A 22,937-nucleotide genomic window follows, 5' to 3' on the forward strand; every position below is an offset into this window, starting at 1 on the left:
GCCGGAACCCTGACCTTGAGGGTAGCGAAGGGGCCTTTCGCTACCCTCGGGCGTGATCCCTGGTGACACTGGGACGGCTGTGACGCCCGGCCTCCAGTGGTGGACCATTGGCAGCCGGCCCCGTGTCGCGAAAGCCACGTTTGCCTTGTCCCTCGATAGAACCCTCCTGATCACTCACGACGCCAGTCAAAAACCGTATATACGCATAAAATGGACACGTAGTCGTCAGATAGCGTCCTTTGTGGACATTCAAGGTCCGACTCATCCCTCGAGTCAGCCGAATCGCCACTCACGCCCCTGCGGGCTGCCCCCTGCGGACAGTCGACGATGCCGGTTCGCATCACCATGAGCCCCACCGATCAGCGGATATGCGACTTTGCCGGGGCCCTGACCCTGAGCGTAGGGAAGGAGGCTTTCACGGACACGCCACCTTTGCCGGACCCTATAGCAGGGGGTTTTCGCGCGCGGCCACACTCCAGGTACGGAAAAGGCCCCTTGCCGAGCGGCGAAGGGGCCTTTCCGTAAATCCGAGGCTCAAGTGGCCTTGATACCCGCGGCGGCGAAATCGGCCTGCTGGGCGGGCTGCTGCAGGAACTGACGAAACGTCTGCGAGGCGCGCATCTGGACCTCGTCGATGTTCTTCCCGGCGAGCCCGACGAGCGGGTAGTCGGCCGAACGCGCCGTCGCGACCGACTGGGCGGGCGAGCCGACCAGTTCGGGTTTGGCGGTGTTCAGCTCGGTCACCCAGTAGGAGGACTCGGGGATCCAGGCGGCGGGGAGACCGCCGATGGAGTCCAGGTTCGTCCGTCCGACGAGGCCGTCGAGCACGGACGCGGAGGACAGCGCGTCGATCTGGATGACCACGCAGTGATCGCGGACCACGGTCGCGGCGTTGTTCCACCGCTCGGCCGCCGCCCGGACCGGCTTTTCGATGCTGGGGGTGACGATGACCCGCATCGGGGTGTCGCCGGCGCTGCAGGCCTTGGCCTGGGCTTCGGCGCGGGTGTTGAGCTCCCCGTCCGCCCAGTTCCAGCCGAAGACGCCGATCGCGACCAGAACCAGAAGGACCAGGCAGGCGATGGGCCACTTGGCGATCCGTCGCCGCGGGGCCTTCTTCCCGACGATCCGGTGCGAACCGGTCGCCTCACCGCGACCCTGAGGCCGCTTCGGTGGGTCGAGGGGATGCGGCACCGGCTCTTCGGCCACGCTGTGTCGCCCCATCGTTGTCCTTTCGAAACGTGCGCGCTCGCGCTGCGTATGCAATCAAACCGTTATCACTCTAACAGGGGAGGATGTTACTGGGAATGCGGCAACTCACAGTTGTTTTCCGCGTGTCGCAGGCGCCGTCTTTAACTCGGTCAGGAGCCGTTGGCAATGCGCTATCAGGTGCTCACGCAGCGGCGCGGCCCGGCGGGCGAAACCGGCCTGCGCGCGGGCGTACTCGGCCCGGCCTTCCGGAGTCTCGATCCGGACGGGCGAGTACCCGAACGACGCCAGATCGTAGGGGCTGGCCCGCATGTCCAGCTCCCGGATGTCCGCCGCCAGTTCGAAGCAGTCCCCGACCAGTTCGGCGGGCACGAACGGGTCGAGTTTGTACCCCCACTTGAAGAGGTCCATATTGGCGTGCAGGCAGCCCGGCTGCTCGAACTCGAGCTGGTTCTCCCGCTCCGGCCGCAGCGTGTTGCGCGGCCGGGCGGGTTCGGTGAAGAACCGAAAAGCGTCGAAATGTCCGCACCGGATCTCCAGTGACTCGACGACGCCGTCCGTTCCGGCGGAACCCAGCCGGAGCGGAAGTTGTGAGTGACGAACCTCATCCGCCGATTCCCGGTAAACCATCGCCCATTCGTGAAGCCCGAAACAACTGAGTCTCGGCGAGCGGGACGCGGTCGCGGAAAGCAGCCCGAGGACGAATTCGGCCGTCCTGGCCCGGCCCTCGGTGAAGCCCGCCGGATCGAGCATGACTCCGCTCGGCGTCTCCAGGTAGCCCTTGCGCTCCAGGAACCGGCGCGCGGACGCGCCTTCGAGCAGGACGCCCGCGCCCGGCTGCCAGCGTTCGAGATGCCCGGCCCGGTGCGAGTAGTAGGTGAAGAGGAAGTCGAGCACCGGATGCTTTTCGCCCCGCGAGCGGCGGCGCTGGTGCGGTGTCGTCCAGCGCCGCATCCGCGTCACGTGGTCGTCCTCCCGAGCCCGCCAGACGGGCTCGGGAAGAACGATCGGACCGGTCATGACCTGACGTGGGTACCGTCGCGGACAGTCCCCACGTATTCCTCGACGAGGTCCTCCAGCGTGACCACGCCCACGGCGGTCCCCGCCGCGCTCAGCGCCCGCGCGAGGTGACTGCCTTCCTTGCGCATCGCCGACAGCGCGTCGTCCAGCCGGGCGTCGGCGTGCAGTTCGGTCAGCGCCCGTGTCTTGTCCGACGGCACCACGGTGCTCGGATCCTCGCCCACGAGGTCGAGGATGTCCTTGACGTGGATGTAGCCGGTCAGCGTCCCGTCGTCGGTGCACACCGGGAAGCGGGAGAACCCGGTCGAGGACACCGCGCGCTCGACGTCGCCCAGCGTGGGCGAGCAGGGCAGCGTGGTCAGTTGCGCCGTCGGGACCAGGACGTCGGCCACCGTCTTCTCCACCGAAGACAGCGTCTTGCTCAGCCGCTGGTGCTCGGAGTGCTCCAACAGCCCTTCGCGCCGCGACTCGCTGAGCAGTTCGGCGAGTTCGTCGGAGGTGTATGCGGTTTCGAGCTCGTCCTTCGGTTCGACCTTGAACAACCGCAGCAGCGAGTTCGCCACGAAGTTCAGCAGCCAGATGAACGGGTTGGCGAGCTTCACCCAGGCCACGTGGACCGGGACCAGCCACAGCGCCAGCCGTTCGGGCTCGGCGATCGCGAGGTTCTTCGGCACCATCTCACCGACGAGGACGTGCAGGACGGTGATGAACGCCAGCGCGATCGCGAACGAGATCGGGTGCAGCAGCATCTCCGGAATCCCGAACAGTTCGAAGAACCCGGCCAGTTGGTGTGCGATGGCCGGTTCACCGAGCCGCCCCAGCAGCAGAGAGCAGATCGTGATGCCGAGCTGCGCGCCCGCGAGCATCAGCGAGACGTTCTTGCTCGCGTTGATGACGATCCGCGCGCGGGTCTTTCCTTGCTCCAGCAACGCTTCCAGTCGGTCGCGCCGCGAAGAGATCAGCGCGAATTCGGCACCGACGAAGAACGCGTTGGCCAGCAGCAGGACCACGACGAGGAAGATGTTGAACCAGTCGCTCATCGGGCGGGCTCCTGCTCGGCGGAGGTCGCGGTCTCGCTGACCCGGCGGACTTCGACCTCGGCGATGCGGAGACGGTCCATTTTGGTCACCGTGAGCCGCCAGGCGTCGAGATCGGTGGCGTCGCCGGGGGAGGGGATCCGGCCGAGCCGCTCGAGGATGAGCCCGGCGATGGTCTCGTAGTCGCCGTCGGGCATCCGGAATCCGGTCTCGTCGGTGACCTCGTCGGCGCGAAGCTGTCCCGAAACGAGCCAGTTGTCGGTGCCGACCTGCTGGGAAGACGGTGCTTCACGCTCGTCGTGCTCGTCTCGGACGTCACCGATGATCTCCTCGACGACGTCCTCCAGTGTCACCAGCCCCGCGGTGCCGCCGTATTCGTCGACGACGATCGCGAGCTGGAACCGGGAATCACGCAGCCGGTTGAGCAGCGAGTCGCCCGGCAGCGATTCGGGCACCGTCGGGATCGGCCGCATGACCGAACCGATCCGCACCGTGGCGCGCTGGGCGGCCGGGACGGTGAACGCCTGCTTGATGTGCACCGCGCCCTGCACGTCGTCGAGATCCTCGGTGTAGACCGGGAAACGCGAAAAGCCGGTGCGGCTCGAGATCTCGATGAGGTCGGAGATCGTGTCGTCCACGGTCAGCGATTCGAGCTGCACGCGCGGGGTCATCAGCTCGTCGGCCGTCCGCTCGCCGAAGCGCAGCGACTTGTCCAGCAGTTCGGCGGTCGACGTGTCGAGTGTGCCGCTTTCCGCGCTGGAGCGCACGATCGAGCCCAGTTCCTGCGGCGAACGAGCCGAACGCAGTTCCTCCTGCGGTTCGACGCCGAACTTGCGGACGAGGAAGTTGGCGCTGTTGTTCATCAGCGTGATGAGCCAGCGGAACAGCGACGAGAACCGCGAGTGGTACCCCGCGACGGCCCGCGCGGTCTGCAGCGGCCGGGCGATCGCGAGATTCTTCGGCATCATTTCGCCGAGGATCATCGACAGCGACGTCGCCAGGATCAGCGCGACCGCCAGCGATACGCCGTTCGCCACACCCTCGGAGAACCCGATGGCGGTGAACAGCGGGTGCAGCAGGTCGCCGATCACCGGTTCCGCGAGATAGCCGGTGATCAGGGTGGTGATGGTGATCGCCACCTGCGCGCCGGAGAGCTGGAACGAGAGTGTGCGGTGCGCCTTCTGCACGGTATGCGCGCGCCGGTCGCCGACCTGGCGGACGTTCGCGTCGACCGTGCTGCGCTCGAGCGCGGTGAGGGAGAACTCGGCGGCGACGGCGAGGCCGGTGCCGACGGTCAGCAGGAGGAACAGGAGAATGCCGAGAACGGCGAGCAGGACTTCCATCATTTCCTGCCGGCGGGGTCGGCGGGAAGGTCCGCGGAACAGCCGGGTGTGCCACCCGGCTCGATACTGTCACCAGGTGACTGCGCGTCGCGCACGAAAAGAGTCACTCCTCGATCGAAATCAACGAATACCACCGCTGTACTGCGGCGATAGGACAATCTTAACGCGTTCCCCCGGCCGCGTGAGCGCGGTGCCGCCGCACGCTCTCTTCGACCAGGTCGAGCACCGGCCCGAGATCGTCCCCCGGCTGGCCCATCGCGAGGTGCGAGACGAGTCCCTCGAGGACGAGCTCGAGATACGCGGTCAGGACGTCGACGTCGACGTCGTCGCGCAGAATCCCGGCGTCGCGCTGGCGCAGCAGACGGCGGCGGGTCGCGGCGGTCAGCTGATGGGACCGCTCTGCCCAGCGGGCGCGGAACTCGGGGTCGGTCCGCAGCCGCCGGGAGACCTCCAGCCGCGTGCCGAGCCAGTCGGCGGGGTGCTCGCTGCGGTTCGACAGCAGCTCCCGCATCACCTGGACGAGCCCCTGCTCGGCGACGACGTCGGCCATGCGGACCGCGTCGTCCTCGGCCAAGGCGAGGAAGAGGGACTCCTTGTCGCGGAAATGGTGGAAGATCGCACCGCGGGAAAGGCCGGTGGCTTCTTCCAACCGCCTGACCGTGGCACCCTCGTAGCCATAACGCGCGAAGCACACGCGGGAGCCGTCGAGGATCTGGCGCCGGCGTGCGTCGAGGTGATCCTGGCTGACCCGTGGCATCCTGGAATCCTGACACCGACTCCCCGGTTAATGCAATCCGTACGTACGTACTGTGACCAGTTCGCGGGATGTTCGGCCGGTCGGGGAACCGGACGGTTTCACGACACGTCCGACTACTCGGCCGGATCGGCTGACACGCCGTCCGCCGCTTGGCTACGCTTTGTCCGTCACGGTGCGTGAATGCTGAGGGGAAGGTGCGGGCGTGGACATCATCAGCGACGCCGCGAGCGCGATCAAGGCCGTCTGGGGTGACCTGATCACGCCGAAGGAACCGACCGTTTACGGCGGTGGAGGCGGCGGTGGCGGCGGGTTCGAGATGAGCCCGGAAGAGTTGAAGACCGTCATCGGGTTGTGGCAGGACGAGCTGAAGAAGGTCGTCGATGACGGCGACGAGATCCGTCGTATCGGGGAGGACCTGATGCCGCCGGGGCGCGACGAAGCAAGCTCGAGCTATGTCGATTCCGGCATCACCTCCTTGATATCCCTGCAGAACCAGAACGACTCGATGAAGGCGTACATCGAGGGGTACATCGAGAAACTCGAGCTCGCTCGCACGAAGACGATGGCCACCGACCAGGCCAACACCCTGCGTACGACCTGAGGATGCCGAACGTGTTGAGAAATCGTGCCGCCGCGGTGGCGCTCTTGTTCGTTTCCGTCGCGGTCGCAGGGTGCACGGGGGAGACCTCCGGTACGCCGAGCCCGACCCCGGGACCGGGGTCGTCGTCGGCTTCGTCGGACACGCCGGGAAATCCGAACGTCCCGAAGGTGGCGGATCCGCTGGACGCTTCGGCGTACGTCGGGGACGCGTGCAAGCTGCTCCCGGCTGCCGCGGCTGCGGAACTGGGGTTCACCGAGCCCGGAGAACCGAAGAACGACACCAGTAACCCGGCTTGCAGCTGGGGAATCCGCGGGAAGGCCGACAGCCTGCAAATCATCCTCGGCAGCGGCAACCGCGAAAAAGGCACGGGCGGGCTGGCCGGACTGCATAAGGCCAAGGAAGCCGGGCAACTGAAGTTTCTGGAGCCCGGCCCCGACGTCGACGGCTATCCGACCGTCTATTACGGGCTACAGGACCGGCGAGCGCGGGGCAACTGCGACCTTTCGGTCGGCGTCGCCGACGACCTGGCGATCAGCGCGCAAGCCGAGGGCTACGAAAACGAACAGGATTCCTGTGGGACCGCGCAGAAGGTCGCGTCGGCCTTGATCAAGACACTCAAGGGGGCATGAGGGTGGACGGGAAACAGATCTACGAGAACTTCACGCAGGGAGACACGCGTAATCTGCGCTCCGCGGCCGATCGGATCGCCGAACTCTCGGACGCCTATGTCGAACGCGGTATGGCCATCAAGTCGCTGCAGTCGCGAATGGCGTCCTCCTGGACCGGGTCCGCCGCCGACGCGGCCAACGCCGGTGCGGGCCCGCTCGAGCAGGCCTTCAAGGAGACCGCGGACCCGCTGTTCCAGACCAGGGATTCGGTGACGACGCAGGCCGACAGCTTCGACGACTCCGGGTCGTCCGTCGTCCCGGTGCCCCCCAAGCCGGACAAGCCCAACCCCTGGACCACCGGCCTCAAGGGCGCGATCCCGATCGCCGGACCGTTCATGGTCAACAACGATATCCAGAACTACCAAGAGGGCGTCGCGAAGCACGAGGCGGCGAACCAGAACAACGTCCGCGTGATGGACCAGTACGACTCGGTCACCAGCAGCACGAGCTCCAGCCTGCCGACCGACTACGGCGTGCTGAAGAACGATGGTGCGAACGTCAGTGTCAAGGTCGATGACGGTCCGCCGCCGATCAAGCCGCCGCCGGTCATCCCGGTGAAGCCGGGCAGGAACGGCAACGGGGACGACAACGACGGCACCGACACCAGCGGCACGGACGACAACGGCACCAACCAGAACCAGCACAAGCCGGGTACCGACCAGAACCAGACCAAGCCGGGCGCCCATGAGGACCGTCCGGTGAACCCGAGGGACAAGCCCGGCGGCGACACCAACATCACGACGCCGACACGAAAGCCGGGTACCGGGGACGACGACACCACGCGCCCGACCGGCGGTGGCCGGGGCAAGCCCGGGCAGCCCCCCGAGATCCCGGGCAGGAACCCCGGACGCGGACCCGGTGACTCGGACAACGTCATCGGTCTGCCGAACGGGCCGGGCCAGAACTACAACCCCGGTGGCACCGGGCAGAATCCGCCCGGGGGCGGCAGCGGACGCAACGTTCCCGGACCCAACAGCGCGGCGGGCAGACTCCTCGGTGGCGAGGGTGGCACCGGTGGCCGCGCGGGTGGTCCTGGTGGACCGGGCGGACCGGGTTCCGGCGGACCGGGTTCCGGCGGACCGGGCGCGGGCAGGGGCTCCGGCATGGGCGGGCTCGGCGGCGTGGGTGGTGCCGACGTGGCCGGTGGTCGTGGTGGCGCCGGCCGCGGTGGCGCCGGTCAGATGGGCCCGATGGGGGCAGGCGGCAGGCGTGCCGATGGTGACGAGGACGACGAGCACCAGCGTCCCGATTACCTGATCGAGGCCGACCCCGACGCGATCTTCGGCACCGACCAGCGGACCAGTCCGCCGGTCATCGGCGAGTAGCGGATGACCGTCAGAACAGGCCGGGTGGACGTCCCGGTCGAAGCCTTGGCGGTGCTCGCCGAACGCGAACGTGTCGGCGACCTGCACATCACGCTGCGCCCCGAGCCGCGCTGGCTGTCCAGGACGGCCCGCGCGGAGGCGGACAAGCGAGTGCAAGCGGCGTTGGCGCAGGCCGGGTTGCTGGATTCGAGCGGCCGCGCGTCGGTCGACTTCCTGGACTGGCTTCCGGTGCTCACGAAACCGGCCATCGAGTACTACGGCTGGGTGAACACCGGCGGCGAGACCTACGGCGTTCTCGCCGCCTCGCTGGGACTGCAAGCTGTGCTGGCGGTGGCGTCCGGGGACTGGGTCGGACTCCAGGAGATCGACCGCCGGCGGCTGCCCGAAACGCTGATCGAGCAGTTGCCGCCCGTTCCCGCGGGCGGTGGCAGGCTTCGCACGGTCCGCGCGTACGAGCTCGAGGAGGCGGCCCGGCGCGGTCCGGACACGCATTCGCTGCCGCCGGTGATCGCGGACATCGTGAGCCTCGTGCAGCGGCCGGTCGAGGGGAGCGGCGAGCTTTACGTCGGCAAGCGGGACGAAGTCGGCAGGCATGTGGCGGTCGAGGATCCGCTCCACTTCGCCGACACCGACTGGGGCCGGTACCTCAGTTACACGACCGGGCGCGGCAAGGACGCGGTGGTCCACATCGGACCGGCCGGTCCGCCGGAGCTGGCCGACGCGCTCCGGCACGTCTCCGGGACCCTGCCCGGCTAGCTACAGGCAAGTACATGAAGGCCCCCTTCTTTGCGTCTGGCGCAAGGAAGGGGGCCTTCATGTACTTGAAGAACGCGATCATCCCGACTCCGCCGCCGTCGAGAGCTTCGAGAAGCCGGAGTTCCGGCTCGCCTTCGCCAAACTTGTCACGCACTACTGGAGCCAGGGGTCCTTTTTGGACGAAAGCGTGGTCCTGTGGGAGCCGGGAAACTGCCCCGTATCCCGGCCGTGCTCGCCGAAGGAAGCCTCGACCTCGGCAACCTCATCGGCACCCCGTGAGAACTGGCACACGCGTGGCCCGGCAGCGAACTGGTGATCATCGACGAGGTCGGCCACAGCATCCAGGACGAGCCGGTGCGCGAAGTCCTCATCGGCGCGACGGACCGCTTCGCCTCCTAAGCCACGCGCATTGTCAGGGAATCACCAGGGCGGGGGCGGCTTCTGACCTGACGGCGGCGGCCGAACGGGTGGTTTCGGCGAGCCGCAGGCCGGTGGTGCGCGGGGCGATCCGGTCGAGGTTCCAGGAACTCAGCAGCAGCGCCACCTTCGCCCGCATCTCGGTCCGCAGCCGCAGGAACGAATCGGCGGGATCGGCGCCGACCTCGCCGAGCAGCAGCCACCAGGCCCACGCGGCCGCGCCGGCGTTGGCGACGAAGTCCGGGATCACCGGGACGCCACGGGTCGCGAGGCCGGCTTCGGCGTCGGGTGTGGTCGCCGCGTTGGCCGCCTCGATGACGACCTTCGCCTTGACCAGGCCCTGGTTCCCGGCGCGCAGGGCGTAGGAGATCGCCGCCGGGACGAAGATGTCGGCCTCCGTCGACACGATCTCGTCGCGGGGGAGCAGCTGGACGTCGGCGGGGAGCCGGTCGCGGTCGATCTCGCCGTAGGAGTCACGCAGCTCCAGCAGTGCGGGGATGTCGAGGCCTTCGGGCCGGTACAGCGTCCCGGCGGCGTCGGCGACCGCGACGACGGTCATGCCGGCTTCGTGCAGGTACCAGGCCGCGCCGCCGCCCATCGTGCCGATGCCCTGGACGGCGACCGTGGTCTTCCCGACCGGCCACTCCCACGCGTCTGCGACCCCCAGGCAAGCCTGTGCGACGCCGTAGCCGCCGATCACGTCGCCGAGCAGGAGCCCGCCGGGGACCGGGGTGTTCAACCCGGCCTGAACGCGGCGAAGGGTATGCGCCGGATCGGCCGAACGACGGATCGCGGCGTGGTACGACTGCTCCAGCCCCAGTTTCGCGAACACCGCGTCGATCAGGTGCTGCGGCACGCCGAGATCCTCGGCGGTCACCCAGTGGTTGTCGATCCACGGCCGCAGGAACGAGCAAAATCGTTCCAGCACACCGAAAGCGCGTTCGTCCTTCGGATCGAAGTCGATGCCGCCCTTGGCCCCGCCCACCGGCAGGCCGAAGGTCGCGGTCTTGTTCGCCATCCCCCTCGCCAGGTCCTCGACCTCGGACATCGTGCAACCCGCGCGCATCCGGGTCCCGCCGGTCGCGATACCGGAGACCAGGGTGTGGACTACGAGGTAGCCGGTGGCATCGGTGACGGGGTCGGTCCAGATCAGCCTCATCAGCGGTTCGGCGTTCCTCGCGGCCATGCGGCCACCTCCTTCGGGATTTCGGGATCGTCCTGCGCCACTTCCGAGGGTGCGCCCTGCCGGGCACGGGCGTCCATTTACCGAATCTGAACGATGATGTGCAGAGAAACTGGTGTAACGCGTCATCCGGCGTCCGCGATCGCACCCGATTACGTTGGGCTCATGGAGCTTTCGTTGCACCGCTTGCGGATGCTCCGCGAGCTGAGCAGGCGCGGCACCGTCACGGCGGCCGCTGCTTCGCTGCATTACACCGCTTCGGCGGTGTCGCAGCAGTTGGCGCAGCTGGAGCGGGACGTGGGCGCGAAGCTGTTCGAACGGTTCGGCAGACGGGTGCAGCTGACGGAACTGGGGCTGTTGCTCACCGAGCACGCCGAGGAGATCCTGGGTTCGGTCGAGCGGGCGACGCTGGCGCTGGAAGAGGCACAGGAGACCGTTTCGGTCCGGCTCATGGCCGGGGTGTGGGCGTCGGTCGCTTCGGGGCTGCTGCCGCACGCGCTGACCGCGCTCGCGGGCGAGCATCCGGGGATCCAGGTCCGGACCCGCGAGCTGGCGCCCGAGGACACCGCCGACGCGGTCCGGGACGGTGAGCTGGACCTGTCGTTCGTGATCGACTACTCCGACGCGCCGATGCCCTGGGACGCGGGACTGGAGCGCGCGGTGATCGCGGTCGAACGGCTGCACGCCGCGGTGCCCGCCGGCGCCGTTCCCACGGGCAGCGCGTCCCTGCTCGAACTGGCCGAACACCCGTGGATCCTCGCCAGCCCGAAGAGCCACTTCGGCCGTGCCGTGCGTACCGCCTGCCATCGACACGGGTTCGAACCCAAGATCAACCACGAGGTCGAAGAACAGGCCACGGCGATGGCGATGGTCCGCGCCGGGCTCGGGGTGACCCTCGTTTCGGATCTCGGGCTCGGCCTCCGGCCGCCGGGGATCGACGTGGTCGCGTTGACCACACCGTTGCTCCGGACGGTTTCGATCGCCTACCGGACGACGTCGTCGCGGCGACCGGCCTTGCAGCTGGTGATCGGGGCGGTCCGCGACGCGGCCGCGTCGCTGGGCCTGGGCACCGAGCCCGCTTTGCCCTGATTCGTCCCGTCCTGAGTGGTGGTCCGCCGATCCTGCCCGGCGAGAACCGACCTGAATTTGTCGGACCCCGCGTGTAGCGTCCGAAGTCGAGGTTTTCACTGATCGGACAACCGACTGGACGGCGGAAAGATGACTACTGTTCATGATTTCCCCGAGAAGTCCGGGAGCGCGTCGAACGCGACGGCGAAGGTCCTCTCGGACCGCGCCGAGGGCGAGGCGTATGTGGCTTGCGTGTGCTTCAAGCACGGGCCACCGAGACTTCTCGGCGTAGAGCTGGAATTCACCGTGCACTACGCCGACGAGCCCACCCGGCCTCTCGACCCCGACGATCTCGCCACCGCGCTCGGCCCGCACACCCCGCGGACACTGCGCCCCGACAGCCCCGCCCTCCCGCTTCCGGCAGGTTCGCCGCTGAGCCTCGAGCCCGGATGTCAGGTGGAGATCTCCGCTCAACCACAGACCACGCTGCGCCAACTGGACGCCGTCGTCTCGGCCGATCTGGCCCACCTCGAAAATCTTCTCGCCGCCCGAGGCCTGTATCTGGGTGATTCCGGGATAGACAAGCATCGCGCCCCTGTCCGCAAACTGGGCACACCGCGCTACGCCGCGATGGAACGCCGCTTCGCCCCCATGGGCACCGGGGGCGCCACGATGATGTGCAGCACCGCCGGCCTGCAGGTCTGCGTGGACACCGGTGAAGCGGGCGATCTGGCCGGCCGCTGGGCCGCCGTCCACGCGCTGGGCCCGCCCCTGCTGGCCACGTTCGCCAACTCCCGGGTCCACGCCGGACGCGACACCGGCCACGCGTCCGCGCGCTGGCTGGCCGTGATGGAAACGGAGAACGTCCGCACCCGGTCGGCGGAACCGACCCTGGATCCGGCAGGGGAGTGGGCACGCAGGATCCTGGACACCCCGCTGATGGTCCTTCCCGGCCGCGACGGCCGCTGGGACGCGCCCGATTCCCTGACCTTCGCCGACTGGATCGACGGACGGGGCGAGGGGGCACGGCTCGGCAAGCCGACCGAGGACGACCTGGCCTATCACCTGACGACCTTCTTCACTCCCGTCCGTCCACAGGGGTATCTGGAGATCCGCTACCTGGACGCCCAGCCCGCCGCCAAGTGGCTGCATCCGGTGGCGCTGCTGGCCGCACTTCTCGCGCGGCCATCCACAGTGGACAGAGTGCTCGAACTGTGCGAACCGGTCACGGGCCGATGGGAGCGCGCGGCCCGGTTCGGCCTGGCCGACGGGGCGATCGCCGCCGTGGCGAGCGAGGTGGTGGACCTCGGCTGTGCCGAACTCGGCATGACCGGTCTCCCACCGGAGACCATCACTGAGATCAGCGAGGGCGTGCAGGCCCTCGTGCGCGGTTCGAGGAGCCACCAGTCATGAGCGTGGAAAGCACCGAGACCAACCCGCTTCGCGCGCTGAGCCCGCAAGACCTGCGGGCCCACGCGGCCGAGGCGCTGACCAGGGCTCGCGAGCGCAGTGTCGCGTTGACGGACGTCGACGACGAAGACCTGGTCCGCCAGCATTCGAAACTGATGTCGCCGCTGGTCTGGGACCTCGCGCACATCGGCAGCCAGGAGGAACTCTGGCTGGTGCGCGACGTCGGCGGCCGCGAGGCGCTCCGGCCCGACATCGACGACATCTACGACGCGTTCCAGCACGCCCGCGCGGATCGCCCGGCGCTGCCGCTGCTGGACCCGGAGCAAGCCCGCAAGTACGTCCGCCAAGTCAGGGAGAAGTCCTTCGACATCCTGGAAACCGTTCCGCTGCAAGGCAGGCGGCTCACCGAAGACGCCTTCGCCTTCGGCATGATCACCCAGCACGAGCAGCAGCACGACGAAACGATGCTGGCCACGCATCAGCTCCGCAAGGGTGATCCGGTGCTGCACGCGCCCGCACCGCCGCCGTCGCGGTCCGGGCCGCTGCCCGCGGAGGTGTTCGTACCCGGCGGCGTCTTCACCATGGGCACCTCCGCCGAGCCGTGGGCGCTGGACAACGAACGTCCGGCGCACGAGGTCGCGGTGGAGGCGTTCTTCATCGACACGACGCCGGTCACCTGCGGGGCGTACGCCGAGTTCCTCGACTCCGGGGGTTACGAAGACCCGAAGTGGTGGAGTGAACGCGGCTGGGCGTACCGCAGCGAACACGGCATCGACGCGCCGCGCTTCTGGAAGCGGGAACAGGATGGCTGGTGGCGGTCGCGGTTCGGCGTCTACGAGAAGGTGCCCGCCGCGGAACCCGTCGTCCACGTCTCCTTCCACGAGGCCGAGGCGTACGCCGCCTGGGCCGGACGGCGCCTGCCGACGGAACCGGAATGGGAGAAGGCCGCCCGGTTCGACCCGGCGACCCGCCGGTCGCGCCGGTTCCCCTGGGGCGACGAGGAACCCACCCCCGACCACGCCAACCTCGGGCAGCGGCACCTGCGGCCCGCGGAGGTCGGCGCGTATCCGGCGGGCGCCTCGCCGCTGGGCGTGCACCAGTTGATCGGCGATGTCTGGGAGTGGACCAGCAGCGGATTCGAGGCGTATCCGGGATTCGCCGCCTTCCCGTACAAGGAGTATTCGGAGGTGTTCTTCGGCGGGGACTACCGGATCCTGCGCGGTGGCTCGTTCGGCACGGACGCGGCGGCCATCCGCGGCACGTTCCGCAACTGGGATCATCCGATCCGGCGGCAGATCTTCTCCGGGTTCCGCTGTGCCCGGGACGCGCGGCCGAGCGAGGTGGCCTGAGCGGCATGTGCCGTCACCTCGCGTATCTCGGCGAACCGCGTTCGCCCGCCGAGACGCTCTTTCACGCCCCTCATTCGCTGCTCGTGCAGTCCTACGCCCCCGATGACATGCGGGGCGGCGGCTCCGTCAACGCGGACGGGTACGGCCTCGGCTGGTACGCCGAAGGTCCCGAGCCGCTGAGGCTGCGCCGGTCCGCTCCCTTGTGGACGGACGGGGATCTGCCCGCGCTGGCCGGATCGGTCCGGTCGCACGTCTTCATGGCGGCCGTCCGGAACGGCACGACGGGGATGCCCGTGGTCGAGGCGGCGAACGCGCCGTTCACCGGCGGCGGCTACCTCTTCAGCCACAACGGGCTGGTGCGGGGCTGGCCGGATTCGATGGCCGAGCTCGCCGCGAAACTGCCGATCACCCGCCTGCTGACCCTGGAGGCGACCACGGATTCGTTACTGCTGTGGGCGTTGTTGCGTGAGCGGCTCGAGGCGGGCGAAGACCCGCTCGCGGCCGTCACGTGGCTGACCGGAGTGGTCGAGGAGGCAGGGCCGGGTTCGCGGCTCAACCTCCTGCTGACCGACGGCCGGACGCTCATCGGTACCGCGTGGACGCATTCCCTGTCCTATCGGGACATCGGCGACGGTGTGCTCGTCGCGTCGGAACCGTGCGACGACGATCCCGGCTGGACTCCCGTTCCCGACCACCACGCCGTCCGGGTCACCGGCGCGGGCGTGGAAATCATCGCCCTTAAAGAAAACGCCGCCCTCGAAGCCGATCGGAGCCCTGAGGCACGATGAGCGAAGTCGACCTCGACGTACACCACAGCGAATCGGACGTCACCGAGCAGTTGCGCGCGGACGTCCGCGCCGGCCTGGAGGCGGACCAGAAATGGTTGTCGCCCAAATGGTTCTACGACGCGCGCGGCAGCCAACTGTTCGAGAAGATCACCGCCCTCCCCGAGTACTACCCGACCCGTAGCGAACGGGAGGTGCTCGCCGCGCGTGGCGGCGAAATCGCCGACTGCTCGGGCGCGCACACCCTCGTCGAACTCGGTTCCGGATCGAGTGAGAAGACCAGGCTCCTGCTCGACGCGCTGACGAACCACGGCACCTTGAAGGAGTTCGTCCCGCTCGACGTCTCCGAATCCGCGCTCGCCGAAGCCGCGGAAGCCATCACGGCCGACTACCCGTCCCTCGAAGTCCGTGGCGTGGTCGGCGACTTCACCCGGCATCTCGACCTGCTGCCGGGTGACCGGCCGCGGCTGGTGGTCTTCCTCGGCGGCACGATCGGGAACTTCCTGCCCGCCGACCGCGCCACCTTCCTGCGCTCGGTCCGCGAGGTGCTCGACGAAGGGGAGTGGCTCCTGCTCGGGACGGATCTGGTGAAGGACCGGGAAACGCTGGAGCGCGCCTATGACGACGCGGCCGGGGTCACCGCCGAGTTCAACCGCAACATGCTCCATGTGATCAACAACGGTCTCGGCGCGAACTTCGACCCGCCCGCGTTCGATCACGTCTCGTATTGGGACGAGGAGCACGAATGGATCGAAATGCGCCTGCGTGCCCGTGAGCCGCTGACCATCGACATCCCGGGCGCCGACCTGCGGGTGCAGTTCGCCGAGGGCGAGTACGTGCGCACCGAGATCTCCGCGAAGTTCCGGCGGGAGGGAATCGCCGCGGAACTGGCCGAAGCCGGCTTCTCGGTCGAGAAATGGTGGACGGACTCGGAATCGCGGTTCGGCGTGAGCCTGGCAAGATCAGTCCGTGCCTAACCCTCTCACGTCGCTCGCCCGCGTGCTCGGCACGAAACCGTGGCTGATGGGGCTCGCGGGCGGGATCAGCTGGGTGGACAAGAGACTCCACCGCCTGTTCAAGGGGAAGGTGAGCCTGGTCGCGCTGGCCGGGCTCCCTTCCCTGCGGCTGACCACGACGGGCCGCAAGAGCGGGCTCTCCCGCGGTACCAACCTTCTGTACTTCCCGCACGGGGAGGATTTCGTGCTCGTCGGCTCCAACTGGGGTAGGCCGAACGATCCCGCGTGGACACACAATCTGCGCGCGCACCCCGACGCGGTCGTTGCACTGGTGGGCAAGGAAATCCCGGTCCGGGCCAGGGAACTCCTGGGCGACGAGTACGAAGCGAGGTGGAAACTGCTGCTGGACTTCTGGCCCGGTTACTCCATGGAGGCTCACGCCGCCCGCCGTACGTTACCGATTTTCGAGGTGAAGACCACCACTCGACAGGGTCCGTACCATCCTTTCGGCCGGTGACTGGGTTACCGGCTTGTGCGAGGCTCGCTTGATGTTACGCGCCGTGACGTCGGCGGCGCATCGTGCGACGTGATCCGTCACGTCGCCAGCCGAGGGAGGAGTCGTTTTGCCGAGATCCACAAGGAGGCCGGTGCGCGGTTTCGTACTGGTAGGGGCACTCGTGGCCGGCGCCGCCTTGACCGGTGCGTCCGGGACGGCGGTCGCCGCACCGGAGGCCGGGACGCCCGCCGCCCAGGTCGGCGCGACGGCGCCGGTGAACTGGGGTGCCTGCACGGCGGACCAGATCCGCGGTGTTCCCGCCGACCAGGTCAAGTTCTACAGCTGCGCCCGGTATCGCGTGCCGATCGACCACGACAACGCGGCGCTCGGCACCATCGACATCGCGATGCTGAAGCGGGCGGCGAAGACGCCCGACAAGAAGGTCGGTTCGCTGTTCCTCAACCCTGGTGGCCCCGGTGGCTCCGGATTCCGGATGCCGATCGGCGCGGCGAATTACTTCCAGCCGCAGGTGCTGGACCGGTTCGACCTGATCGGGTTCGACCCGCGCGGGGTCGGCGCCAGCAACCCGCTCAAATGCTTCACCACGCAGGAGGACGCGAACGACGTCTTCGCCGCGCAGATCCCCGTGCCGTTGTCGCGGCAGGAGATCTCCGGCACCCTCGCGTCGTACCGCGACTACGGCCGGTTCTGCAAGAACAACGCCGGCGCGCTGCTGAACCACATGTCCACCAAGGACGTCGTGCGTGACCTCGACAAGATGCGGGCCGCCGTCGGCGACCGGAAGCTGACCTTCGTCGGCTTCTCGTACGGCACCTTGATCGGGTCGACGTACACGTCGATGTTCCCCAAGCAGAGCCGCGCGATCGTCATCGACGGCAACGTCGACCCGGCACTGCGCACCAGCGACGGCGTGCAGTACGACCGCGAGCGCGCTCGCGGGTTCGAGATCGCGCTGGACGCCTTCCTGCGCAAGTGCGCGCAGGTCGGGCCGAAGTGTTCCTTCAGCTCGGGCACGCCGCGGGAGAAGTTCGACGAGATCCGCGCTCACCTGCGCAGGCAGCCGATCAAGCTGCCGGACGGGAGCACCTACGACATCAACGCGTTCACCGGCACGGTGGCCGGGGTGCTGTACTCGCCGACGTCGTTCCCGCCGCTGGCCGACGATCTGCAGGCGCTGTACAACGTCGTCCACCCGGCGGCGGCGCAGACGCAGGCGGCACGGGCCGTCGAGCTGAAGGTGCTGCGGTCGGGAGTGAACGGACGCGCGGACGTGAACCCGGACAGCCCGTACGTCGGCGACGACTCCTACTTCGCCGTGAACTGCTCGGACAAGAAGATCACGATCAATCAGGAGAAGGTCCCGGGGATCGCCGCGAAGTGGGAAAAGGAATCGCCCACTTTCGGTCGCTACCAGGCGTTTTCGGACGTGGCGGCCTGCCCGGTGTGGCCGGCGAAGAAGCCGGACGTCTACCGCGGCCCGTGGCGGGCCAAGACCGACACCCCGGTACTGGTCGTCGGCAACTACTACGACCCGGCGACCCAGTACCTGTTCTCGAAGCGGATGGCCGACCAGCTGGGGAACGCCCGGCTGCTCTCGGTCGACGCCTTCGGGCACTGCATCCTGGGCGACTCGCTCGGGGTGGACAAGGTGACGGCCGACTACCTGATCGATCTGAAGGTCCCGGCCAACGGCCAGGTGTTCCAGCCGAACGTCCAGCCGTTCGAAACCACCGCCTGATCCTGGGCTCGTGAACACGAAGGCCACCGTCGCGACGGTGGCCTTCGTGGCGTCCGGGACCGGTCCCGAAGACTCCGTCTAGGGTTCCGGCGGGGAGGACGGCGCACCGGACGGGATTCTCGCCCGGTTGAGCCGGGTGGGTAACCAGGGCACCGGCTAAGGCCAAGGTCGCGGCCGCCGGTGCACCTGGCCCGCCCACCGGCTTCAGACGTTGACGCTCGCATAGGCGGCCAAACCGTAGTGCGCGGCGTAGGCGTTTTCGACGCCGACCAGAAGGTCGACGACCTGGAAATAGCGGTCCCAGAAGGGCGTCTCGCGCAGCGCCTCGACGAGCAGTTGGTACGAGTGGTGGTCCTCGGCCTCCCAGACCCACACGTCGGTCACCCGCGCGGAGTAGAACTCGGTGTCGAAGAACCGCGACCGGACCCCCTTCACCTTGCTCTCGATCGCTGGGTGGTCTTCACCAGCATGAAAGCGGTCACTTCGGACATGGTGGTTCCTTTCGCTCAGGCGTAGGCGCCGGCTTCGATGTCCTCGGCGAGGGTCGGTCCGTACGGGGTCCACTCGAGGAGTTCCCGGGTGCGCTCGCTGGACGCGGACATGTCCAGCGCGAAGAACCGGCCGACGAAACCGAAGTGCTCACCGGCCTTCTCCGGTGCCACGGACACCACCGGAACGTCGAGCGTCCGTCCGACGGCTTCGGCGATTTCCCGTGTCGTAACGGCTTCCTCGGCCACCGCGTGCAGCAGCGAGCCAGTGGGCGCGCCTTCGAGTCCCAGCCGGACGAGCCGGGCCGCGTCGGCACGGTGTACCGCGGCCCAGGACGCGGTGCCGTCACCGACGTAGGCGGACACGCCGTGCTCGCGAGCGGCCGCGACGACGGCTGAGACGAAACCGTGGTCGCCCACGCCGTGCACCGACGGTGCGAAGCGGGCACTGATCACCCGCATGCCCTTCTCGGCGTACTCGAGCGCGAGGTTCTCGCTACCGCCGCGATGGGAGTCGGGGCCGACGGCGGGGGAGCGGTCGTTCTCGCTGGCGGGACGGCTCTTGGTCAGAGTCGAGAGACCGGCGGCTAGCACGAAAGCCCGGCCTGTCCCGGCCAAAACATCGGCGAAGGTCTGGACGGCGGCTCGCTCGGCCCGATTGGACTCGGCGGGGTTGCCCCAGTCGTGTTTGTTCGCCAGATGGATGACGGCCTCGGCCTCTTCGGCGATCGCGCGGAGACCGTCGAGGTCGTCCAGGTCGCCGCGTCGGCTCCGGGCACCCTTCCGCTCCAAGGCGGTGGCGGAGGCATCCGAGCGCACGAGACCGGTGACCTCGTGGCCGGCGTCGAGCAACTCGTCCACGGCGGCCGAGCCGATCCAGCCGGTCGCCCCGGTGACGAATACGTGCACGAGAGTACTCCTTCTATCTGGTGTTACGGGAAAGACGGGATTGCAGGACGACGAGCGCCCCGAGGACGAGCACGCTCACGCCGATCACCCGGAGGGCTGTGCTCGCGCCGGTGACGAACGCGGAGATCACTTCGGGAGCGCGGCCGGGCGCGGTGACGGCCAGCGCCTGCGCGACGGTGTGCGGATCGTGCTCGGCGTGGATGTCGGGCGGAAGCGCGGCGACGAACCGTCCGGTGAGGACGGTGCCGATGACGGCGACACCGAGCGCGCTGCCGAATTCGCGGGTGGTGGCCTGAAGTCCGGCGCCCACACCGGCCTGTGCGGGCGGCAGCGCACCGGAGATCGCCGCGGACAGCGTCGGAAGGGCCAGCGTGACACCGATACCGGTCACCACGAGCCAGGCCGCGTACACCGGGTACGGCGTCAAACTGTCGCTTGTGGACAATCCGATGAGGCCGCAGCCACAGAAGACGAACGCGATGGCGACAGTGGCGTCGATGCCGACGCGCCGGACGAGACCGCCCACGTGTCGGGCGCCGAGGATGACCGGGACGGTCAGCGGGATGATCCCGAGCCCGGTCAGCAGGACACCGAAACCCTTGCCGTACTGGAGGAAGGACGCGTTGACGTAGAAGAGCGCGAACATCCCGAAGAAGATCGCGGTCATACCGAGGCAGGCGCTGCGCAGCGCGGGCACACGGAACAACCGGGGATCGAGCAGCGGGTGCTCGGCCCTCAGTTCAACGAGTGTCCACAGGGCGAACAGCACGACCGCGCCGGCGAATCCGGCCAAGACGATCGGGCTTCCCCAACCCTCTTCGGGGCCTTCGACGATGCCGAGCAGCAATGCGACCGACGCGCCGACGAGCAGGATGGCGCCGAGGGGGCTGAGCGGCCGGTCGTGCCGAGGGGACACCGGCGCGATCCGGGCGACGAGCGCGGCGAGCACCAGGGTGAGCGGGACGACAGCTGCGAACAGCCAGCGCCAAGATCCGCCCGCGAGCACCGCGCCGCCGCCGACGTTCCCCACGACACCGCCGATCCCGGTCATCGACGCCCAGGTCGCGATGGTCACGTTCTTGCGCGCCGCGGGTACGGCGTGCAGCAGGACGGCGAGCGTGTTGGGGAGCACCGCGGCGGCCCCGATCCCGGTGACCGCGCGGCCCATCAGCAGGAACGGCACGTTCGGCGCGATCGCCGACAGCAGTGTGCCGAGCGCGAACAGGGCAAGGCCGGCGAGCAGGACGCCCTTGCGGCCGAAGCGGTCGCCCGCCGCGCCGCCGGGGATCACGAGACAGGCGAAGAAGACGACGTAGGTGTCGACGATCCAGATAAGCGCCGACGCGGACGGGTGAAGGTCGCTCGCGGCCAGCATCGGGACGGCGAGGTTGATGGCGGCGACCATCCCGACCACGAGTACGACACAGGCGCACATGGCGGTCAGCAGGCCGCGTCGGTCCGCTGTGGCTTCGTGGGCGTCGCGGAGTTGGAGTCGGAGTGGCATGTCCACGACGCTATTGGCCTGCGCGTTCTTCGCGCCACGCAACTTCGGCAAGTACTAGTTGCGTACAATGCAACTATGGATCAGCTGGACCTCAACCTTCTGCGGGTGTTCGACGCCCTGCTGCGGGAGGGCAGCGTGACGGCGGCCGCCGACCGACTGCACCTGTCGATCCCGGCGGCGAGCCGGGCGCTGGGCCGGTTGCGACGGGCGATGGGGGATCCGATCCTGGTGCGCGCCGGACGCGGGATGGTGCCGACGCCGTTCGCGCTTCGGACCGCCCCGCGTGTGCGGTCGCTGCTCGACGAGGCGTCGGCCCTGATCAGCGCCGACCGCGACCTCGCGATCGGCGACCTCGAACGCACCTTCACCATCCGCATCAACGACGGCGTGGCCTCGACTCTGGTGACGGCGGCCGTCGAGGCGACCGCCGCCGTCGCGCCGGGCGTGGTCTTGCGCTTCGTCGCCGAAGGCAGCGAAAGCACCGAGGCGTTGCGAGACGGATCGGTGGATCTGGACATCGGCGCGGGCGACATCACCGCCCCCGACATCCATTCGACCCTGCTGTACCACGAACGCGTGGTCGCGATCGTCCGGGCGGACGGCCCGCTCGGCGGCGTCCGTCGCCCGACGTTGGCGCAGCTTTGCCGGTATCCCCACGTTTCCGCTTCGCGGCGCGGCAAGGGCAGGGGACCGCTCGACGACGTGCTCGAGGCGGCAGGTCTCCAGCGGCGGGTCGCGGCGGTCGTCCCCACTTCCGCCGTCGCCGCGTTCCTGGTCGCGTCGAGCGACTACATCGGTCTCGCGCCCCAGCGGCTCGCCGAACAGTACGGCCGGTCACTCGGCATCCGCTGGTTCCCGGTCCCCGCGGACCTGCCGGCGATCGAGGTCTGCCAGCTGTGGCACGCGCGGCTCGACGCCGATCCGGCCCAGCGCTGGCTGCGTGACACGATCCACGCCGCGTTCGGGCCGTCCGGTGGTAGGGTCTCGAAGGTTGATCAACACCGATCGAGTACGAAAGCGAGGTGAGCGGCACATGCCGGAAGACAGTTCTGGATCGACCGGAAGTGGTCGCCGTTCACCCGTGTGCGCGGTGCGCTGACCTTCTCCGGTCTCCTTTCCCTGTCTGGCTTTGTGTACGCACGCCAGAAAAGAGCCGGAATCATGAACACCTTCGAAATGCTGCTCAGGGTCGGCACCGGCGTCGGCCTCGGCGCCGTCATCGGCATCGAGCGCCAGTACCGCGCCCGGATGGCCGGACTCCGCACCAACGCCCTCGTCGCCGTCGGCGCGACCCTCTTCGTCCTGTTGTCCGCCTACGGTTTCGGCGGGCTGAACACCAGCGGTGACGCCGACCCGACGCGGGTCGCCGCCCAGATCGTCTCCGGGATCGGTTTCCTCGGCGCCGGCGTGATCCTGCGGGACGGGCTGAACGTGCGCGGACTCAACACCGCGGCCACGCTGTGGTGCTCGGCGGCCGTCGGATCCCTTGCGGGAGCGGGGCTTTACGTCGTCGCGCTCGCCGGGACGGTGGTGATCGTCGGGGTCAACGTGCTGTTGCGCCCGCTCGGCCGCGTCGTCGACCGCCGGCCGGAGCACCGGGAAGAATGCGCGGAGCGGGAAGACCGTGAGACCGCTTGAGAATCGGCCGGGGTAGGTTGCGAAAGCCACTTCCCACAACCTTCGACGTTGCGAAAGTGGCTTTCGCGGCGCCTCCTCCGAGCGCCTTCGCCCGTGTGGAGGTACATGAAGGCCCCCTTACTTTACCTAGGCGCAAGGAAGGGGGCCTTCATGTACTGGGGAAGGTGTGGCTGGGACCCCGGGAATGACGAGTTTCCGGGCGTCGCGCGCTTCGCTTTCGATCTGGTCGGACGAGGTCCGGATAGGTCAGCGCGAAGTCGAC

22 protein-coding genes are annotated in these 22,937 nt (G+C 68.5%); 13 read left to right on the forward strand and 9 right to left on the reverse strand.

The window, feature by feature from the left end:
* Positions 1-534: 534 nt before the first annotated feature.
* From ACZ6DT_RS36780 to ACZ6DT_RS36800, 5 genes are all read right to left on the reverse strand, one after another.
* Positions 535-1,221, reverse strand: coding sequence for a hypothetical protein (locus tag ACZ6DT_RS36780; RefSeq protein ID WP_465603867.1), 687 nt, complete (start codon positions 1,219-1,221; stop codon positions 535-537).
* Between the two features lie 93 nt (positions 1,222-1,314).
* Positions 1,315-2,226, reverse strand: a complete 912-nt coding sequence (locus ACZ6DT_RS36785) for a 3-methyladenine DNA glycosylase (RefSeq protein WP_465603869.1) — start codon at positions 2,224-2,226, stop codon at positions 1,315-1,317.
* Positions 2,223-3,266: a hemolysin family protein gene (locus ACZ6DT_RS36790; protein ID WP_465603871.1), complete on the reverse strand. Its 1,044-nt coding sequence runs from the start codon at positions 3,264-3,266 to the stop codon at positions 2,223-2,225. The genes ACZ6DT_RS36785 and ACZ6DT_RS36790 overlap by 4 nt, the downstream gene beginning before the upstream one ends.
* Positions 3,263-4,609, reverse strand: a complete 1,347-nt coding sequence (locus ACZ6DT_RS36795; RefSeq protein WP_465603873.1) for a hemolysin family protein — start codon at positions 4,607-4,609, stop codon at positions 3,263-3,265. Before ACZ6DT_RS36795 ends, ACZ6DT_RS36790 begins: the two co-directional genes overlap by 4 nt.
* Before the next feature lie 157 nt (positions 4,610-4,766).
* Entirely contained in the window at positions 4,767-5,363 is a 597-nt protein-coding gene (locus tag ACZ6DT_RS36800) for a TetR/AcrR family transcriptional regulator (protein WP_465603875.1), read from the reverse strand.
* A gap of 202 nt (positions 5,364-5,565) precedes the next feature.
* Between ACZ6DT_RS36800 and ACZ6DT_RS36805 the strand changes: the two genes are divergently transcribed.
* The 4 genes from ACZ6DT_RS36805 to ACZ6DT_RS36820 are packed head-to-tail and all read left to right on the forward strand — an operon-like array spanning position 5,566 to position 8,713.
* On the forward strand, positions 5,566-5,964 hold the full coding sequence (locus tag ACZ6DT_RS36805; protein ID WP_465603877.1) for a hypothetical protein: 399 nt from the start codon (positions 5,566-5,568) through the stop codon (positions 5,962-5,964).
* Positions 5,965-5,966: 2 nt separating this feature from the next.
* The gene (locus tag ACZ6DT_RS36810; RefSeq protein WP_465603879.1) at positions 5,967-6,593 is read left to right on the forward strand and encodes a DUF3558 domain-containing protein; all 627 of its coding nucleotides are present in this window, start codon (positions 5,967-5,969) and stop codon (positions 6,591-6,593) included.
* Positions 6,590-7,957, forward strand: a complete 1,368-nt coding sequence (locus ACZ6DT_RS36815; RefSeq protein ID WP_465603881.1) for a WXG100 family type VII secretion target — start codon at positions 6,590-6,592, stop codon at positions 7,955-7,957. Before ACZ6DT_RS36810 ends, ACZ6DT_RS36815 begins: the two co-directional genes overlap by 4 nt.
* A 24-nt stretch (positions 7,958-7,981) precedes the next feature.
* A complete protein-coding gene (locus tag ACZ6DT_RS36820) occupies positions 7,982-8,713 on the forward strand; it encodes an ESX secretion-associated protein EspG (RefSeq protein WP_465604044.1) in 732 nt (243 codons plus the stop codon).
* A 412-nt stretch (positions 8,714-9,125) separates the two neighbouring features.
* Here ACZ6DT_RS36820 and ACZ6DT_RS36825 read toward each other — a convergent pair whose 3' ends face one another.
* Positions 9,126-10,316, reverse strand: a complete 1,191-nt coding sequence (locus ACZ6DT_RS36825) for a Glu/Leu/Phe/Val dehydrogenase dimerization domain-containing protein (RefSeq protein ID WP_465603883.1) — start codon at positions 10,314-10,316, stop codon at positions 9,126-9,128.
* Between the two features lie 162 nt (positions 10,317-10,478).
* Here ACZ6DT_RS36825 and ACZ6DT_RS36830 point away from each other — a divergent pair, with 162 nt between their 5' ends.
* From ACZ6DT_RS36830 to ACZ6DT_RS36860, 7 genes are all read left to right on the forward strand, one after another.
* Positions 10,479-11,402, forward strand: a complete 924-nt coding sequence (locus ACZ6DT_RS36830) for a LysR family transcriptional regulator (RefSeq protein WP_465603885.1) — start codon at positions 10,479-10,481, stop codon at positions 11,400-11,402.
* 129 nt (positions 11,403-11,531) lie between these two features.
* Positions 11,532-12,794: a glutamate-cysteine ligase family protein gene (locus ACZ6DT_RS36835; protein WP_465603887.1), complete on the forward strand. Its 1,263-nt coding sequence runs from the start codon at positions 11,532-11,534 to the stop codon at positions 12,792-12,794.
* A complete protein-coding gene (egtB, locus tag ACZ6DT_RS36840; protein ID WP_465603889.1) occupies positions 12,791-14,140 on the forward strand; it encodes an ergothioneine biosynthesis protein EgtB in 1,350 nt (449 codons plus the stop codon). Before ACZ6DT_RS36835 ends, egtB begins: the two co-directional genes overlap by 4 nt.
* A gap of 5 nt (positions 14,141-14,145) precedes the next feature.
* Positions 14,146-14,928 (forward strand): ergothioneine biosynthesis protein EgtC, encoded by a 783-nt coding sequence (gene egtC, locus ACZ6DT_RS36845; RefSeq protein ID WP_465603891.1) that lies wholly within the window; start codon positions 14,146-14,148, stop codon positions 14,926-14,928.
* Complete coding sequence (gene egtD / locus ACZ6DT_RS36850; RefSeq protein WP_465603893.1) at positions 14,925-15,902, forward strand: L-histidine N(alpha)-methyltransferase; 978 nt, start codon at positions 14,925-14,927, stop codon at positions 15,900-15,902. The genes egtC and egtD overlap by 4 nt, the downstream gene beginning before the upstream one ends.
* A gap of 46 nt (positions 15,903-15,948) precedes the next feature.
* Positions 15,949-16,398: a nitroreductase family deazaflavin-dependent oxidoreductase gene (locus tag ACZ6DT_RS36855; RefSeq protein ID WP_465604046.1), complete on the forward strand. Its 450-nt coding sequence runs from the start codon at positions 15,949-15,951 to the stop codon at positions 16,396-16,398.
* Positions 16,399-16,528: 130 nt separating this feature from the next.
* The gene (locus ACZ6DT_RS36860) at positions 16,529-18,136 is read left to right on the forward strand and encodes an alpha/beta hydrolase (protein WP_465603895.1); all 1,608 of its coding nucleotides are present in this window, start codon (positions 16,529-16,531) and stop codon (positions 18,134-18,136) included.
* A gap of 204 nt (positions 18,137-18,340) precedes the next feature.
* Here the strand turns inward: ACZ6DT_RS36860 and ACZ6DT_RS36865 are convergent, their stop codons facing one another.
* The 3 genes from ACZ6DT_RS36865 to ACZ6DT_RS36875 all read right to left on the reverse strand — a co-directional run bounded on the left by ACZ6DT_RS36865 (position 18,341) and on the right by ACZ6DT_RS36875 (position 20,968).
* Positions 18,341-18,571, reverse strand: a complete 231-nt coding sequence (locus ACZ6DT_RS36865; protein WP_465603897.1) for a darcynin family protein — start codon at positions 18,569-18,571, stop codon at positions 18,341-18,343.
* A gap of 71 nt (positions 18,572-18,642) precedes the next feature.
* Positions 18,643-19,533, reverse strand: coding sequence for an SDR family oxidoreductase (locus ACZ6DT_RS36870; RefSeq protein ID WP_465603898.1), 891 nt, complete (start codon positions 19,531-19,533; stop codon positions 18,643-18,645).
* 13 nt (positions 19,534-19,546) lie between these two features.
* The gene (locus ACZ6DT_RS36875) at positions 19,547-20,968 is read right to left on the reverse strand and encodes an MFS transporter (RefSeq protein ID WP_465604048.1); all 1,422 of its coding nucleotides are present in this window, start codon (positions 20,966-20,968) and stop codon (positions 19,547-19,549) included.
* A gap of 144 nt (positions 20,969-21,112) precedes the next feature.
* On the opposite strand from ACZ6DT_RS36875, the gene ACZ6DT_RS36880 reads away from it, so the two are divergent.
* Positions 21,113-22,063, forward strand: a complete 951-nt coding sequence (locus tag ACZ6DT_RS36880; RefSeq protein ID WP_465603900.1) for a LysR family transcriptional regulator — start codon at positions 21,113-21,115, stop codon at positions 22,061-22,063.
* 135 nt (positions 22,064-22,198) lie between these two features.
* Positions 22,199-22,675, forward strand: a complete 477-nt coding sequence (locus ACZ6DT_RS36885) for an MgtC/SapB family protein (RefSeq protein WP_465603902.1) — start codon at positions 22,199-22,201, stop codon at positions 22,673-22,675.
* Positions 22,676-22,937 lie beyond the last annotated feature (262 nt).

The organism is Amycolatopsis sp. NPDC041971, assembly GCF_055588925.1.